13 protein-coding genes and 1 pseudogene are annotated in these 15,926 nt (G+C 37.6%); 13 read left to right on the top strand and 1 reads right to left on the bottom strand.

Going from position 1 to position 15,926, the window contains the following annotated elements; translation table 11 throughout:
• The first annotated feature begins 43 nt into the window (after window positions 1-43).
• The 12 genes and pseudogenes from B5J94_RS07575 to B5J94_RS07520 all read left to right on the top strand — a co-directional run bounded on the left by B5J94_RS07575 (window position 44) and on the right by B5J94_RS07520 (window position 12,375).
• Window positions 44-1,840 carry a PglL family O-oligosaccharyltransferase gene (locus B5J94_RS07575; RefSeq protein WP_062499133.1) on the top strand — a complete coding sequence of 599 codons (1,797 nt, stop codon included), beginning with the start codon at window positions 44-46 and terminating at the stop codon, window positions 1,838-1,840.
• A gap of 92 nt (window positions 1,841-1,932) precedes the next feature.
• Window positions 1,933-3,192 carry a sugar transferase gene (locus B5J94_RS07570; RefSeq protein ID WP_062499134.1) on the top strand — a complete coding sequence of 420 codons (1,260 nt, stop codon included), beginning with the start codon at window positions 1,933-1,935 and terminating at the stop codon, window positions 3,190-3,192.
• Window positions 3,189-4,313: a UDP-N-acetylglucosamine 2-epimerase gene (gene neuC, locus B5J94_RS07565; protein ID WP_062499135.1), complete on the top strand. Its 1,125-nt coding sequence runs from the start codon at window positions 3,189-3,191 to the stop codon at window positions 4,311-4,313. The genes B5J94_RS07570 and neuC overlap by 4 nt, the downstream gene beginning before the upstream one ends.
• A gap of 18 nt (window positions 4,314-4,331) precedes the next feature.
• Window positions 4,332-5,321, top strand: a pseudogene (locus tag B5J94_RS15145) (acyltransferase family protein); the annotation flags it as partial.
• The gene (locus tag B5J94_RS07555; protein ID WP_409455091.1) at window positions 5,307-6,209 is read left to right on the top strand and encodes an SGNH hydrolase domain-containing protein; all 903 of its coding nucleotides are present in this window, start codon (window positions 5,307-5,309) and stop codon (window positions 6,207-6,209) included. The pseudogene B5J94_RS15145 and the gene B5J94_RS07555, both read left to right, overlap by 15 nt.
• Window positions 6,206-6,898, top strand: coding sequence for an acylneuraminate cytidylyltransferase family protein (locus tag B5J94_RS07550; protein WP_062499138.1), 693 nt, complete (start codon window positions 6,206-6,208; stop codon window positions 6,896-6,898). Before B5J94_RS07555 ends, B5J94_RS07550 begins: the two co-directional genes overlap by 4 nt.
• 32 nt (window positions 6,899-6,930) lie before the next feature.
• Window positions 6,931-7,800, top strand: a complete 870-nt coding sequence (locus tag B5J94_RS07545; RefSeq protein ID WP_158081049.1) for an alpha-2,3-sialyltransferase — start codon at window positions 6,931-6,933, stop codon at window positions 7,798-7,800.
• A 36-nt stretch (window positions 7,801-7,836) separates the two neighbouring features.
• On the top strand, window positions 7,837-8,883 hold the full coding sequence (gene neuB / locus B5J94_RS07540) for an N-acetylneuraminate synthase (protein WP_062499140.1): 1,047 nt from the start codon (window positions 7,837-7,839) through the stop codon (window positions 8,881-8,883).
• The gene (locus B5J94_RS07535; protein WP_062499141.1) at window positions 8,880-9,398 is read left to right on the top strand and encodes a serine acetyltransferase; all 519 of its coding nucleotides are present in this window, start codon (window positions 8,880-8,882) and stop codon (window positions 9,396-9,398) included. The genes neuB and B5J94_RS07535 overlap by 4 nt, the downstream gene beginning before the upstream one ends.
• A complete protein-coding gene (locus tag B5J94_RS07530) occupies window positions 9,395-10,594 on the top strand; it encodes an oligosaccharide flippase family protein (protein ID WP_062499142.1) in 1,200 nt (399 codons plus the stop codon). Before B5J94_RS07535 ends, B5J94_RS07530 begins: the two co-directional genes overlap by 4 nt.
• Complete coding sequence (locus tag B5J94_RS07525) at window positions 10,591-11,541, top strand: glycosyltransferase family 52 (protein ID WP_062499143.1); 951 nt, start codon at window positions 10,591-10,593, stop codon at window positions 11,539-11,541. Before B5J94_RS07530 ends, B5J94_RS07525 begins: the two co-directional genes overlap by 4 nt.
• A gap of 9 nt (window positions 11,542-11,550) precedes the next feature.
• Window positions 11,551-12,375: a glycosyltransferase gene (locus tag B5J94_RS07520; protein ID WP_062499144.1), complete on the top strand. Its 825-nt coding sequence runs from the start codon at window positions 11,551-11,553 to the stop codon at window positions 12,373-12,375.
• Between the two features lie 207 nt (window positions 12,376-12,582).
• Here the strand turns inward: B5J94_RS07520 and serA are convergent, their stop codons facing one another.
• On the bottom strand, window positions 12,583-13,809 hold the full coding sequence (gene serA / locus B5J94_RS07515; RefSeq protein WP_062499145.1) for a phosphoglycerate dehydrogenase: 1,227 nt from the start codon (window positions 13,807-13,809) through the stop codon (window positions 12,583-12,585).
• 582 nt (window positions 13,810-14,391) lie between these two features.
• Between serA and B5J94_RS07510 the strand changes: the two genes are divergently transcribed.
• Window positions 14,392-15,768, top strand: a complete 1,377-nt coding sequence (locus B5J94_RS07510) for a diaminobutyrate--2-oxoglutarate transaminase (RefSeq protein WP_062499146.1) — start codon at window positions 14,392-14,394, stop codon at window positions 15,766-15,768.
• The last annotated feature ends 158 nt before the right edge of the window (window positions 15,769-15,926 follow it).

Below are 15,926 nucleotides of genomic sequence, written 5' to 3'. Positions count from 1 at the left end.
TTATTATATCCCATATTGAATGTATTTAATCAAAGAGAATACCATGTCTTTTTTCGTAACAAAGAAATCAAAAAAAAGAAGTGAATTGAATATCAGCCCTGATGTTTGGCTTGCTTTCTTTTCGATGATGGTAATGATAAGTTTTTTATCGCCATTTCATTCAGTGGTGGTGGGTTACGATTTCTTAGCAGGTTCTTTTAAATTTATTTTAATTGCATTTGGTCTTTTAGGTTTTTATGCATTAGCATCATTAAGTAAGGTTAGTTTATCTGTTTTCACTTGGTTGTTTTTGGCTTGTTGGATTATTTGCCAAATTTTCTTGATGGATGTGTTATTTCCTGACGGTATGATTTTCATTGTTGGAGCATTGATTATTGCCATGATGGCAGGCATAGCAGGCAGTAATATTGTTGACAAGAAAAAGTTTTTGAACATATTCTTTTGTGGTGCATATATTACTGCATTTGGCTCTTTTATCATTCAGTTGATGCAAGTATTTGGATATCAATGGATGATCAATGGAGTTGAAATTACGCATGCGGCTGGAAATAACCGTTTTTTTGCAAATCTATTGCAGCCTAATCACTTAGCGTATGTATTCTGTCTTTGTCTATGTGGCGTAATCTATCATCAAAATACTTTCAATGATAGATTGGTTAAATGTGGCTTATGGATTATATTCTGTGTTATCACGATAGGCTTGGCCTTAACAAAGAGTCGTGCAGGCGTTGTAATAGCTTTTTCGGTGTTCTTTGTGTATATATTCGCTCAATCAAATATTGCCAAAAAAAAGGTTGAGAATTTTTCCAAATATTCAATTTGTTTTTTAAGCCTTTATATTTTATCCAGCTGGTTTATTAGCTATATGCAAATTTCTGGCTATGGCGGTAGTTTGGGTGGTGTTGGTAGATTAACTGAAGGTGGTAATAGACTTAATATTGCAAAACAGGCTTTAACGGTATTTTGGGATAATCCCTTATTTGGTGTTGGCTATGGTAATTACAGGCAGGCAAGCTATCATTATTTGGAGATGTTTGGGTTTTCAGAAAATGTCATGCATACCCATAACTTTTTGACAATGACATTGGCTGAAATGGGCTTGGTTGGACTGCTATGCTTGCTTCCTGTCCTGCTTGTTATTATCCGTGCCATTCATACTAGACATTCGTCTCAAAGTGCGGTTGCTTTGGCTTTTGTTGTTGCTACCGTTTTGTATTCTTGGGTTGAATTTCCTCTGTGGTATTTTGGTTTTTTGGTTTTATTTGCACTCTTTTTGGGTTTGGTAGAGCAAAAACATCTAAATATCCCAAGCAAGGAGTTATTAAGAGCGGCTAAGTTTATTCTTTGCCCTGTATTGCTGATGTCCATTATAGTAATGGAATACTATATATGGCAGTTTGCTAAAAATGATTACTCAAACCCTTATAGATATGTTTCATTGGATTTAAATCCAATTGATGAGCATAGGGTCTCAAAAGAATCGTCAATTTTTGGTTTGAGTATGTATAATGGTTTGATACTAGCAAGTCAAACTCCAATAGAAAATCAAGATATACATAACAAGTTAGAAATTATTGGAAAGGCAGCTAATTATTTTGGCACACCATACTATCTAGCAGCCTATGGTCAAATTTTAGCTTATGATGGTCAGTATGAAAAATCATTTGATTACTTTAAATTTAGTTGTTTGCGCTCCCCTGACACCCAAGACTCTTGCAACCAAGCACAATATAACTTACAAGAACTAGCAAAAGATGAACCAGAATACTTCTCCTTGGTTTATGAAAATTTTAAAGAGTGGCGTTACTTAAACTTTGATAAAACTGGTGTGGGCAATTAACATTAAAAAATCGTTGTAAGAAATATTAAGGTTGTTTGCTCAAACTTATTTTTAGGGTTATAATATAAAAACAGTTCTATTGGATGGGTTTGATGAAAAAGCACGTCTTAGATAATTTCATTACCCAATCCCTATTGGGCTGGTTACTCGTGTGCGGGTTGCCAGCCCTTGCTTTGTTTTGGGAATATTTTGAACAGGGTGTATTTTTGGATACCCAACAAAATAGCATGATTGCCAGTAGTTTTGTGTTGTTGTTGTCTTTACAGCTTTTGCAACGTTTTGCCAAAATGCCTGTACAAAGTGCCATGTCGCTTATCTTGCCTGTGGTGCTGGGCGTGATGACGATTGTGGGGCTTGTGTTGTTTGCTTTTCGTTTGCCTTATTCGGTGTATTATTTGACGATAAGTTGGGGACTGATTTTTGTTTTTTGTTTTGTGGTGCAATGGTTTGTCCGCTCGCATCAGCTTTTGAGTATTGCTTATGTACCGATAGGGCGGTGTGTGGACTTGCCTAATATCGGTGGGGTAAATTGGATAGAGCTTGATAAAAATAAAATCAACGTGTCATTATTGTGCGATTCGGTGGTGGCGGATTTTTCTGATGACAGATTGACAGGCGACTGGGAGCGAGAGCTTGCCAATATCAGCTTGCTTGGCGTGCCTGTGTATCATGTGCTACAAGTCAAAGAGTCCTTGACAGGTCGGATTGCCATACAGCATTTGCACGAAAATAATTTTGGTTCGTTGTTACCTTCACCTTTTTATATGGCATTAAAACGTTGTATGGATATTGCCATTGTGATTTTGACCGCTCCTGTGGTATCATTGATTTGTCTGATTACGGCAATCATGATAAAAATAGAGAGTCGCAAAACAGGCGGTTCGGTGTTTTTTGTGCAGACTCGTATCGGTAAAGGGGGCAAGCCCTATCGTATGTATAAATTTAGAAGCATGATACCCACATCGGAGTCGGACGGAGCAAAAATGGCGGTGGTGGGCGATATGCGGATTACTAAATTTGGGCATTTTATCCGCAAAACTCGCATTGATGAGTTGCCACAGTTTTTAAATATTCTAAAAGGCGACATGAGTCTTATCGGGCCACGTCCTGAACAGCTAAGTTTTGTAGAGCAATTTAACGAAAGCATTCCGTTTTATCGTTATCGCCATATTGTCCGCCCAGGTTTGTCGGGGTGGGCTCAGGTCATGCAGGGCTATGCCAGTGATGAAGACGAAACACGAGTAAAATTAGAATACGATTTTTATTATATCAAAAACTTTTCATTGGCACTCGATTTACTTATCATTGTAAAAACCATTCAGACGATTTTGACAGGGTTTGGGGCAAGATGACACGCAAGATTTTATTTATTACAGGTACACGAGCGGATTTTGGCAAATTAAAACCGCTGATGAGCTATGTGGAGCAACATGCCGATTTTGAGCTACATCTTATCATCACAGGTATGCACATGATGAAAGCCTATGGTAGCACCTACAAGGAAGTTTTGCGTCAAAATTACCAACACACTTACCTATCCGCTAACCAATTTTCGGGCGAACCCATGAGTGCCGTTTTTGGCAATACTGTTACTCTACTTTCACGCTTGGTTGATGAAGTAGAACCAAACATGATTGTTATTCATGGCGACCGCTTGGAAGCATTAGCTGGGGCGACTGTTGGAGCATTGAGTAACCGTTTGGTTTGCCATATTGAAGGTGGTGAACTATCGGGAACGATTGATGATTCTATCCGCCATGCTGTCAGCAAATTGTCGCACATTCATTTGGTTGCCAACGATACCGCCAAAAACCGCTTGATTCAAATGGGTGAGCCAAACGAGCAAATTTTCATCATCGGTTCGCCTGATTTGGATGTGATGAATTCCCAAAATCTGCCCAATTTAGATGAAGTAAAATCACATTATGATATTGATTTTAAAGAATATTCTGTTTCATTGTTTCACCCTGTAACCACCGAAGCCGACAGCATGGCACAACACGCCAAACACTATTTTGACGCACTCAAACAAAGTGGTAAAAATTATGTGGTGATTTATCCCAATAATGACACTGGCACAGAAGCCATTTTGCATGAAATTTACACACTAAAAAATCATCCGCAATTTCGCTGTTTTCCGTCTGTGCGTTTTGAGGCATTTTTGGTATTGTTAAAAAATGCCGAATTTATCATTGGCAATTCCAGTGCAGGCATTCGTGAAGCCCCATTTTATGGCGTACCTACCGTCAATGTTGGCACACGCCAAAACAAACGCCTGTTTGCCCAAAGTATCATCAATACCGATTACCAAAGCCAAGCGATTTTAAACGCCATAAACCAAATCAATACATTACCCGCCTTATCACCTGATACCAGTTTTGGCGAGGGGAATAGCGTGGAGTTGTTCGCCAAATTCATCACGCAATCTGATGTTTGGCAAATGGATTTACAAAAAAGTTTTGTGGATTTGTAGAATGTGATAGGAAAAGTCATGAGCAAAACCTTACATCAGATGATATACCGTCCTGATATTGACGGACTTAGAGCCTTGGCTGTATTGTCTGTTGTGGCATTTCACATCAATGAAAATTGGCTATCAGGGGGATTTCTTGGTGTTGATATATTTTTTGTCATCTCTGGTTTTTTGATTACATCAATTATTTATAGGGAAATAAACGAAGGCAAATTCTCGTTTCAAAATTTTTATATACGCAGAATAAGAAGAATTTTGCCTGTATTTTTCTTTGTAATGATTGTTGGTTTGTGTTTTGGTTGGTATATATTTTTAAAGCAAGATTATTTGGGATTGTTAAAATCCGCGATTGCTTCCACGGCTTTTATGGCGAATTTCTATTTTGCTCGCCAATCAGGATATTTTGACATTAGCAATCATGAGAAGCCATTGCTACATATATGGTCATTGTCAATTGAGGAGCAATTTTATTTTATTTTTCCAGTGATACTTTAGGTTTTATGTAAATCTATTTTATGTAAAAAATATATTGTTCAAATTTTGATATTATTAGGACTAATGCTGTTAGTCTTTACTACATTTGTATCTTTTTCTTGGAATCATTATTATTTATTCCATGCAAGAGCAACCGAGTTGCTGGTAGGTTCTATTTTGGCAATCATTATATATAATAAAAATTTAGCAAACAATAATCAGAGTTTGGCGATTATTTCATTATTTATTGTTATAATAAGTCTTATATTTTTCAATAAAGAAACGCCATTATTCCCTGGTTTTTCTGCATTAATTCCTTGTATTGCAGTTGCAGGTCTTATATATGGCAATCAAAAAACAAATATTGTCAGTAAATTATTCTCATTAAAACCAATAGTATGGATAGGTCAGATTTCGTATTCTTTGTATTTGTGGCATTGGGTTGTATTAGCTTTAATGAGGTATGTTTACGGTGGGCATGAGTTGCCAGCAATGTGGGTTTTTATTGCCGTAATAACCATGTTTTTTCTATCGGTTTTAACATATTATTTCATAGAACAGCCTATTAGGAAAAATAAAATGAGTTTTTATAAAAATTTATTTTTATTTTATTTGATACCATTGGCTGTTATTTTGGGTTTTTATGGATTTTCTAAAAATAAAAAGGATATGATAATGGCAGATGATTTTATATACCCAACTAAAATCTGCCACGATACATTGGAAAATAATTGTATTAAAGGAGATGCAAGCAAGCCCACTAAGGTTTTGTTTGTTGGCGACTCTTATACGGGTCATTTAAATGCTTTTGTTGATATTGTGGGAAAAAAAGAGGGTTGGTCAGCAATGGTAACCTCAGGAGATGGTTGTACATTTGTTTTTAATCATGAGCCATTATCATACAGAAGTAATTATGAGTTTTGTAAAAAAAGAAATGAAATTATTGAAAAAACTTATTATAATTATTCAGTAATTGTATTGTCTAATCATTGGGGGGATAGACAAACCATAGATGACCCTAAATTTATTGAAAAGTTTAAATACACATTAGATAAATTGGTGAAAGAAAACAAAACTGTTATTGTTACAAATACTAGTAATACAATTAGGACATCTCCATATAGACAATATGTATTAGCCAATAAAAATCTTAATTTTGGTTTTGCTTCTTTGGAATATGAAAAAACAGCACAAGTAAGAGAGCAAACCGATGTTATTAAAGAAATTGTAAAAAGCAAACCGCAGGTTATGTGGGTTGATGTAACGAGCTATATCCCAGAGAGCTATTTTGTGGATAATAAGCCTGTATTGGCAGATGTGTCGCATCTTAACAATTATGGAGCAAGGTACGTTGCTAAGAGATTTATTGATGACGGCAGAGTTTTGATTCACTCTAAATATTTAAAGGAGTCAATAAAATGAACAAAATAGCCATTATTTTAGCTCGGCAAAACTCAAAAGGCATACCATTAAAAAACTTACAGCCAGTCGGTGGTATCAGCCTGCTTGGACGAGCAATTCAAAGTGCCATAGAAAGTGGAGTTTTCACGCATATTGTGGTGTCCACAGACGGCGAACTTATCGTTCAAGAAGCCCAAAAATACCCCGATGTACTCATCATCAAACGCCCTGATGAATTGGCAAATGATACCGCCAGTTCCATTTCTGGCGTGATTCATGCTCTAGATACGCTCAAACAGGTGTATAATGTGAGCGGTGGTGTTGTGTGCCTATTGCAACCGACCAGCCCTTTGCGTACTGGCAAACACATTCAGGAAAGTTGGGCATTGTTTGAGCAACAACAGTTTTCAGGTTGTGTGATTTCTGCGTGTGGTTTGGAACAGCACCCTTACAAATGTCTGGTCAAAACCGAGCAGGATTATGAACCTGTTCATTTATTAACCGATTTGGAAGCCCCACGCCAACAACTGCCCAAAGCCTACGCCCCCAATGGTGCGATTTATTGGAATGATGTTGATACTTTAAAACATCATCAGCGTTTTTTTAACAAACCCATTTGCTTGTATGAAATGAATGAACAAGATTCATTGGATATTGACAGTCCCAATGATTTGATCAAAGCAGATAAGGCTTTATTTCTGCGCAATTAGTATTACAGCAGGTTAAGTATGAGAGGATGTATATGAAATCAGCAGTTGTTGCTGGAAATGGTCCAAGTTTGGCAGAAATTGATTATTCGTTATTGCCAGATGACTACGATGTTTTCCGTTGTAATCAATTTTACTTCGAGGATAAATATTTTTTAGGGAAGAAAGTAAAATATGCTTTTTTAAACTTTTCTGTTATATTGGAGCAGTACTTTACTTATAAAACCTTAGATACCAATAATGAGTATTCAATAGAGAATATTGTCATTTCTCGTCTAGCAGAAGCTTCTACGGATAAAAAATATCAAGGATTTAAGTATTATTTTCCTGACATAAAAGATGGGTACGATTTGTATATCTCAAAATTGGAATTATTCAATTGTTTTTTAAAATTCAATAATCTGTATAAAGGTAATTATATTACTTCTGGTGTGTATATGGTAGCAGTAGCAGTAGCTTTGGGTTATAAAAATATTTATATTGCAGGAATAGACTTTTATGAAGATTCCAATAATAGCTATGTCTTTAATCATCAAAAAAGCAACTTTATTAAGGTTTTTCCAAAAATAAAACGTTTGGTAAAAAACGGTATTCATAATAAAAATTTTGATATTGAGGCACTAAGATTTCTCGAAGAAAATTATGATATAAATATTGTGTCTTTATGCCCAAAAAGTAGTTTTTCTAAGTATTTTCCTTGTACTTATCCTGATATAAAAGATAATTCGAAGGAGTTTGTGATTGTTGAAAAACCATATGAGGCAATCAAGGATATTTTAATTCCTATAGAAAGAGCATATCTTATTACTGGTTATAATATTTCAATTTTTAAAAGAATTAATAGTAAGGCAAGAAGATATTTCAAATCCTTATTGCACCAATTGGTTTTATTTATAAAATTTTAATTAATTTAGTAAAAATGTAATATTGAGAGTATTTTTATGCAACAAAACGAATTTAAAATCGGTAATCGCGCGGTCGGTTATCAGCACGAACCTTTAATCATCTGCGAAATCGGTATCAACCACGAAGGTAGCTTAAAAACCGCCTTTGAAATGGTAGATGCCGCCTATGAAGCAGGTGCAGAAGTCGTCAAACATCAAACACATATCGTAGAAGACGAAATGTCAGATGAAGCCAAATCCGTGATTCCAGGTAATGCCGATGTTTCTATTTATGAAATCATGGCTCGCTGTGCATTAAACGAAGAAGATGAAATCAAGCTCAAAGAATATGTTGAAAGCAAAGGCATGATTTTTATCAGTACGCCATTTTCTCGTGCGGCGGCACATCGTTTGGAACGTATGGGTGTGCAAGCCTATAAAATCGGCTCTGGCGAATGCAATAATTATCCGCTTATCAAATTGGTTGCATCCTTTGGCAAACCCATTATTTTGTCCACAGGCATGAACACCATTGCCAGCATTCAAAAATCGGTGGATATTATTCGTGAAGCAGGCGTGCCTTATGCCTTGTTACACTGCACCAACATCTACCCAACGCCTTATGAAGATGTGCGTTTGGGTGGCATGACCGAGCTGGCTGAAAAATTCCCTGATGCAGTGGTTGGCTTATCTGACCATACTTTGGATAATTATGCGTGTTTGGGTGCGGTGGCACTTGGGGCAAGTATTTTGGAGCGTCATTTTACCGATGACATGAGTCGCCCCGGCCCTGATATTGTATGCTCTATGAATCCTGAAACTTTTAAAGACTTAAAAGCAGGTTCACACGCCTTAAAATTGGCTCGTGGCGGTCAAAAAGATACCGAAATCAAAGGTGAAAAACCAACCAAAGATTTTGCGTTTGCTTCGGTGGTTGCGGACAAAGAAATTAAAGCGGGTGAAGCATTGTCTGCGGATAATTTATGGGTAAAACGCCCTGCAACAGGCGATTTTTCAGCAGATGACTATGAAAATTTGTTTGGAAAAATTGCTGTGCGAGACATTAAAAAAGGGGCTCAAATTAAAAAGGCGGATATTGAATGAAACTCTTAAAAAATATCGCTAGACGAATTTTAGGAATTTATTCAATTACTGATGATATTGCTGTTATGCAAAAATATGCACGCTTGGCTGAGAGATATCATAGGAATTTAATTTTTTATAAATTATTTAGTTTGCTAAAAGTATACTATCATCAGAAAATTTTTCGCCATTTTGCTTGTGACATTAGACCAGAATGTGAGTTGGGTAAGGTTATTTTTAGGCATCCATTGGGGATTGTGATTGGTGGTGGAGCAAAATTAGCAGACGGCGTTATTATTCATCAAAATGTTACTTTTGGTGCTTTGACATTTGATGAAATCGAACGGCGTGGTGTATTTTGTCAGCAAATTGTGGGAGAAAATTCCATTATTTGTACAGGTGCAAAAGTTTTGGGCGATGTGCATATTGGCAAAAATTGTATTATCGGTGCCAATGCTGTGGTTACCAAAGATGTGCCTGACGGCTATACTGCTGTTGGCTTTAATAAATTGATTCCGCCCAAAAATTCGGTATGAAAATTTTAAAAGACAGTGCCATTTATTTAATTGGGGAATTATTCTCAAAAATGATTCCTTTTTTACTATTGCCCTATCTTTCTCGTAAATTAGGCGTGGCAGGATATGGTGAGTTATCTTATTATCAAACCTACTTGGCATTATTATTATTGGCAGTGGGTTTTTGCCAAGAAGGGGCGATTTCAAGATATTTTTATTTTTATGGCAAGCGTTCTTTAAATTTAATTGTCAATACAGGTTATCTTTATACTGCTGTGATAGGTGTGATAGCCTTAATTGCTTGCTGGATTTGGCAATCCACAATTATGGCATATTTGGTCATCGCATCTATTTTTCAATCTTTTTTATCAACACAATTGGTTATCAGACAATGCCATAAAAACGCCATTCATTATACGATGATACAGTTTTTATCAGGGATTTTGTCTGCTTTATTAACCATTGTATTATTGGAAATTTATCAAACCAATTTGGTGGAAAAACGTATTTTGGCGATTGCACTGGCAAATATGGTGGTATTTGCAGTATCTTATTGGCTGTACGTCAAAAAAGCCATTATAAAGCAGTTTAGTTTTGCAAAATACAAAATTGCTTTTTACTATATAATTGGTTTTGGCTTACCCCTTATCTTGCATAACATCAGTAATTTTATGCGTGGACAATTAGACCGTATTTTTATTTATCATCGGTTTAGTGAAACTGAATTGGGATTGTATGCAATGGGAGCAACGGTCGCATCAATCGCAAGCGTGGGCATTATGGCAGTTAATAAAGCAGTCATACCGTACTATTTTGAAGCCCTTAAAAAACAAAAAATTAGCTTATCACAGATTCATCGTTGGGCAATGTATTCTTTATTATTTGTACCCATTCCTGCTGTGATGATGTGGTTGATTCCAGAAAGCGTGGTCGTGTGGTTATTAGGCAAACAGTTTGTCGGCACAAAATATTATATTATGATGTTTTTAATTTCAACCACGCTCAGCATTCCTTATTTAATTATGGTAAACTATCTGTTTTATCATGGTAAAAATCAGTGGATTGCGGTATGTTCTACATTAACAACGGTGGTTTATGTATTATCGCTATTGGGGCTGATGATGACAAAAATTGAATATATACCGTTTGCCGGTATTTTGGGGGCGGTGGTGATTTTGCCGATATTGTGGATTGCAACATCTAGAGTAGAATTATGAATTTAATTGTTTGTTGTACGCCTTTACAGGTTTTGATTGCCGAAAAAATTATAGAATGTTATCCGAATGAGCAATTCTTTGGATTAATGCTTGCTCCACTTATGAATGACAAATATCAGCATTATTATGATAGATTAAAAGAAAAATGCGTAATGTCTGATTTAATCATAGAGGGTCGTTATTCAAGAGTAGGATTGATAAAAAAACTGTTAGCTTGGTCAAAAATGATGAATGGTAATTATCATATTCAAAGAATTTTTATAGCAAATTTAAATAAGTTTTTTATTCAAGGTATTCTTTCTTATATTGTCCATAAGAGTTATTATACATTTGATGATGGTACAGCTAATTTAACTGGATTTAAAAATAAAAATAACTTGACTGGGTTGTTTTATAAAATTTTAAAAAAAGTGCTTTTTGTTGATGATAACATTGATAAAATTATTCAAAATAGCGATAAGCATTTTTCAATCTATCACCACCTGACAACGAATCAAAAAATACAAAAAATTGACTTATTGTTAGCATTAAAAGATAATTATGATGCTCGGCAGGAATCTATATCTATACTATTGGGTCAGCCACTATTTCAAAATGATGATAAAAATATTCAGCTCATGAATGATATTGTTAAGAAATATCATATTGAACTATATTTCCCACATCCTAGAGAAACCTATTATCATCGGATTGTTGGTGCAAATATTATTGGGTCTAATCTTATTTTTGAAGATTATCTTTCAATGGTTTTTAAAGAATATAAAAAAATACGATTATATTATTTTTTTAGTAGTGCAGGATTAAATGTCGCCCATATTAAAAATATAGAATTAAATTCTTTTTACTCAAATGAGTTTGATATTATAGATAAAGAAGATATAGAAAAATGCTATGATATTTTTAAGAAATTAAATATTGATATTATTGATATTGATGAATCGATTTAGGTGGGTGCTATGAATATTGGTTTCTCTGTGTTGATGTCTATTTATTGTAAAGAAAATCCTAAATTTCTTCATGAATGCTTGAAAAGCATTTGGGATAACCAAACCCTAAAACCTAATCAAATTGTTTTGGTCAAGGACGGAGAATTGACTGATGAATTAGAAAAAATTATTCAAGATTGGCAAAATAAATTAAAAGGCATTTTAAAAATCGTGCCATTATTACAAAATGTTGGTTTAGCAAAAGCTCTAAATGCAGGATTGGAGCATTGCGAACATGAATGGGTATTTCGTATGGATACGGATGATATTTGTATGTCTGATAGATTTCAAAAACAGATTGATTTTATCAAAGCCAATCCCAGCATTGTGTTATTTGGTGGGCAAGTCCAAGAGTTTAATCAGCAGATTGATGATTTAAAGATGATAAAATCGGTGCCAACTTCTCACGAGCAAATCTGTCATTTTGCCACCAAACGTAATCCTTTTAATCATATGACGATTGCTTATAAAAAATTGGTTATTTTATCATTGGATTCGTATCAGCATCATTGGTTTATGGAGGATTATAATTTATGGCTTAGAGTGATTGGCAACGGCTATCAAGTGTCAAATTTGAGCGATATATTAGTGTATGCACGAGTGGGGAATGGTATGCATGGTCGCAGACGTGGTTGGCAATATATCAAAAGTGAGTGGCAATTATTTCAATTAAAAAATCAGTTGAATGTTCATGGTGTATTTTATGGTGGTTCAATCTTTATATTAAGAACCATTCCAAGATTGTTGCCGCAGCCAATATTGGGCTTATTGTATCGTTTGTTAAGAAAAAGGTGAGGTTGATAATGAAATTTTGCCCAAAGTTTTTCTTGGTATTTTGAGAGTTGCAGTAGGGATATGCTTTTTAAACTTCCATGAAAACCCATTCGAAACTATAAGGTGTCAGACTTTGAATGTGGTAAAAGCAGGAGTTTTGTCTATGAGATCAAATAAAACCACTCAATCACGAGTGGTTTTATTTTTTGGGTTATTTAGAATGCACAATCAAAACAACACACGCACCTTAATGGTCTGGGGAATGGCACGCAGGCGTTCTAGGGCTTTGGCGGAGTCGTTGTCGTCCACGTCCATGACCAGATAGCCGACATCGCCACGAGTCATCATCGACTGGGCGGTGATGTTGATACCAGCGTCCGCAAAGGAAGCGTTGACCTGCGAGAGTACACCGGGGACGTTTTGGTGAATGTGTAGCAGGCGGTGGCTCTTGTCTGTGAATGGAATGGATACGTTGGGGAAGTTCACCGCACTTGTCGTGTCGCCCATGTCAGAGTAGCGGACGAATTTATCAGCGACTTCTAGACCGATGTTGGCTTGGGCTTCTTGGGTAGAACCGCCGACATGAGGGGTGAGAATGACGTTCTCAAAGGCACGCAAGGGCGAGATGAACTCTTCATCGGCTGATTTTGGTTCTTTGGGGAATACGTCAATGGCAGCCCCGAGTATCTTACCGCTTTCTAGGGCGGCGGCTAAGTCGTCAATATTCACACACCCGCCACGAGCAGCGTTGATAAAGAACGAGCCGTCTTTCATCTTGCCAAACTCACGAGCGGTCATCATATTACGGGTGCTAGGCAGGTCAGGGACGTGCAGGGTTACCACATCAGCTTTTTCTAGGAGTTCATCAAAACTGCCCATTTGCATGGCATTACCCAGTGGCAGTTTGGTCAGCACGTCATGATAGATGACTTTCATGCCCAGTCCTTCGCACAGGACGGACAGTTGTGAGCCGATAGAGCCATAGCCCACGATACCCATGGTCTTGCCACGCACTTCATAGCTGTCTTTGGCGGATTTGTTCCAGCCACCACGATGGACGACCGCATTTTTCTCAGGAATGCCACGCATGAGCATGATGGTCTCAGCAAGCACCAGCTCGGCAACCGAACGGGTGTTCGAGTAGGGGGCGTTAAAGATAGGAATGCCCAGCTCTAAGGCAGCGTCCAAATCCACTTGGTTGGTGCCGATACAAAAACAGCCAATGCAGATGAGTTTTTCGGCAGATTCTAGCACCTTGCGAGTGAGCTGGGTGCGTGAGCGGATACCGATGAAATGGGCGTCTTTGATTTTTTCGATGAGTTCATCTTCATCAAGGGCGGTCTTGATGTATTCGATGTTGGTGTAGCCAGCTTCGTTTAGCACTTTTAGGGCGTTGTCATGCACGCCTTCTAAGAGCAAAAAGCGAATTTTGTCTTTGTTAAGGGATAAAGTCATGAAAAATCCTTATAAGGAGATTGGGTTGGCAAAAGTATATTTATACACCCATTTGGCGGATTTTGCAAAGGGTTTTGGGGGTTTTTTGTAACTTAATTAGGAATAAGGTTGTCGCCAACTTGACTTTTGCAAAATTTTAAAGGAAGTTCAAAAAATTCTCATCATGTATGTAAATGTTGGCTATCGGTAACTTTTTGTTTTATCTTAAAAAACCATGATACAATAACTTAAATCGGTAGCAAAATGAAATTTTAGTTGTCAAATTTTGAACATATGCTATAATTTGCCACTTTTAAATTTTTAATAAGTTTACATTTGTTCTGTTAAATTTTTAAAAGTATTATTGCCGTGCAAGCGGTCAAATCATTATTTATGATTACTCTTGCAAAACTGGTGTGCAATGAATTTTTCATTTTTACTTTATCGTTCATTGAACCACACGCCGAACGTCATGACCTTATTAAACCCAAATTTTATTTGATAAATTGGGTTTGGGTTTAGGGATATGATATTGAATTTGTTAAATTTAATGTCTTATTCATAGGTTTTTCTTTTAACCCTTATCTGAGATGGTAATCCGATATGAGCGTTCATTCTGTAAATCATGCCCCCGTAACTCCCAAAGACGGTGCAACCAACGACTACTACTTGACTCGTCAAAACCAAATGGAGTCAAATGTCCGTAGCTACCCACGCAAACTTCCCCTAGCCATTGCCAAAGCACAAGGTTGCTGGGTGGTGGACGTAGAAGGCAACGAATACCTTGACTGCCTAGCAGGAGCAGGTACGCTAGCCCTAGGACACAATCACCCTGCCACCATCAACGCCATTAAAGACGTGCTAGAAAGCGGTTTGCCACTGCATACCCTTGACATCACCACGCCGATTAAAGACGCATTTACCGAAAAATTATTGTCATTTTTCCCAAAAGATTTTGTCCTACAGTTCTGTGGTCCAACAGGGGCGGACGGTACAGAAGCCGCCATTAAACTTGCCAAAACCTATACAGGGCGTGATAATGTCATCGCATTCTCTGGCGGTTATCACGGCATGACGCATGGCTCGCTTGCCATGACAGGCAACTTGTCTGCCAAAGAAAAAGTTGGCAATCTCATGGCGGGCGTGCAGTTTATGCCATATCCGCATGAATACCGTTGTCCGCTAGGGCTTGGCGGTGAAGCTGGCGTGGACGCATTGACCTATTATTTTGAAAACTTCATTGAAGACGTAGAAAGTGGCGTTGTCAAGCCTGCTGCCGTTATCCTAGAAGCCATTCAAGGCGAAGGCGGTGTTGTCCCTGCCCCCAAAAAATGGCTCCAAAAAATTCGTGAAGTTACCGCAAAACACGACATCGTGCTAATCTTAGACGAAGTGCAAGCAGGCTTTGCCCGCTCTGGCAAGATGTTTGCCTTTGAGCACGCCGAAATCGTCCCTGATGTGGTCGTCATGTCCAAGGCGGTGGGCGGTGGTTTGCCCCTTGCCGTGCTTGCCATTAACAAAAAGTTTGACGCATGGGCACCAGCAGGACACACAGGCACATTCCGTGGCAATCAGCTAGCCATGGCGGCAGGATATAACGTCCTAGAACAAATCACAAACAACAACCTTGCCGAAAATTCACGCATTCAAGGCGAGTTTTTGCGTGATGAACTGCGTAAAATTGCACAAGAATTCCCCTGTATTGGCAATGTGCGTGGGCGTGGCTTGATGGTGGGTATTGAGATTGTGGACGAGCGTAAATCCGCCGACCACATGGGGTCATACCCTGCCGACAGTGAGCTTGCGGTCGCTATCCAAAAAGCGTGCTTTGATAATAAGCTGTTATTGGAGCGGGGCGGTCGTGGCGGTACGGTGGTGCGTTTGCTCTGTCCGATTACCATTACTACGGACGAGTGCCAAGAGGTCATCACTCGCTTTAAAAAGGCGGTGGGCGAAGCGGTAAAAGCGGTGCGTGGCTAGGCGTTAATTGTAATTTAAAAATAAAGGCGTGCTAAATGGTACGCCTTTATTTTTGCCAAAAACTGGCTTTATGTTTATCAAAAAATTTGTTAAAATAAAAAATTTTACTTGACACTTGCTATGGAAAATCGCAAAATGAACCAACCAACCAACCAACC

The sequence above is a fragment of the Moraxella lacunata genome (genome assembly GCF_002027545.1).
GTDB lineage: Bacteria > Pseudomonadota > Gammaproteobacteria > Pseudomonadales > Moraxellaceae > Moraxella > Moraxella lacunata.
Note: the sequence above shows the minus strand (reverse complement) of the source record. Positions and strands in the feature narration are given on the sequence as shown.

Bases quoted from the DNA above. Each gene is read 5' to 3' on its own strand.
- B5J94_RS07575 (WP_062499133.1), top strand. From the start codon at position 44: ATGTCTTTTTTCGTAACAAAGAAATCAAAAAAAAGAAGTGAATTGAAT.
- B5J94_RS07570 (WP_062499134.1), top strand. From the start codon at position 1,933: ATGAAAAAGCACGTCTTAGATAATTTCATTACCCAATCCCTATTGGGC.
- neuC (WP_062499135.1), top strand. From the start codon at position 3,189: ATGACACGCAAGATTTTATTTATTACAGGTACACGAGCGGATTTTGGC.
- B5J94_RS07555 (WP_409455091.1), top strand. From the start codon at position 5,307: ATGTTTTTTCTATCGGTTTTAACATATTATTTCATAGAACAGCCTATT.
- B5J94_RS07550 (WP_062499138.1), top strand. From the start codon at position 6,206: ATGAACAAAATAGCCATTATTTTAGCTCGGCAAAACTCAAAAGGCATA.
- B5J94_RS07545 (WP_158081049.1), top strand. From the start codon at position 6,931: ATGAAATCAGCAGTTGTTGCTGGAAATGGTCCAAGTTTGGCAGAAATT.
- neuB (WP_062499140.1), top strand. From the start codon at position 7,837: ATGCAACAAAACGAATTTAAAATCGGTAATCGCGCGGTCGGTTATCAG.
- B5J94_RS07535 (WP_062499141.1), top strand. From the start codon at position 8,880: ATGAAACTCTTAAAAAATATCGCTAGACGAATTTTAGGAATTTATTCA.
- B5J94_RS07530 (WP_062499142.1), top strand. From the start codon at position 9,395: ATGAAAATTTTAAAAGACAGTGCCATTTATTTAATTGGGGAATTATTC.
- B5J94_RS07525 (WP_062499143.1), top strand. From the start codon at position 10,591: ATGAATTTAATTGTTTGTTGTACGCCTTTACAGGTTTTGATTGCCGAA.
- B5J94_RS07520 (WP_062499144.1), top strand. From the start codon at position 11,551: ATGAATATTGGTTTCTCTGTGTTGATGTCTATTTATTGTAAAGAAAAT.
- serA (WP_062499145.1), bottom strand. From the start codon at position 13,809: ATGACTTTATCCCTTAACAAAGACAAAATTCGCTTTTTGCTCTTAGAA.
- B5J94_RS07510 (WP_062499146.1), top strand. From the start codon at position 14,392: ATGAGCGTTCATTCTGTAAATCATGCCCCCGTAACTCCCAAAGACGGT.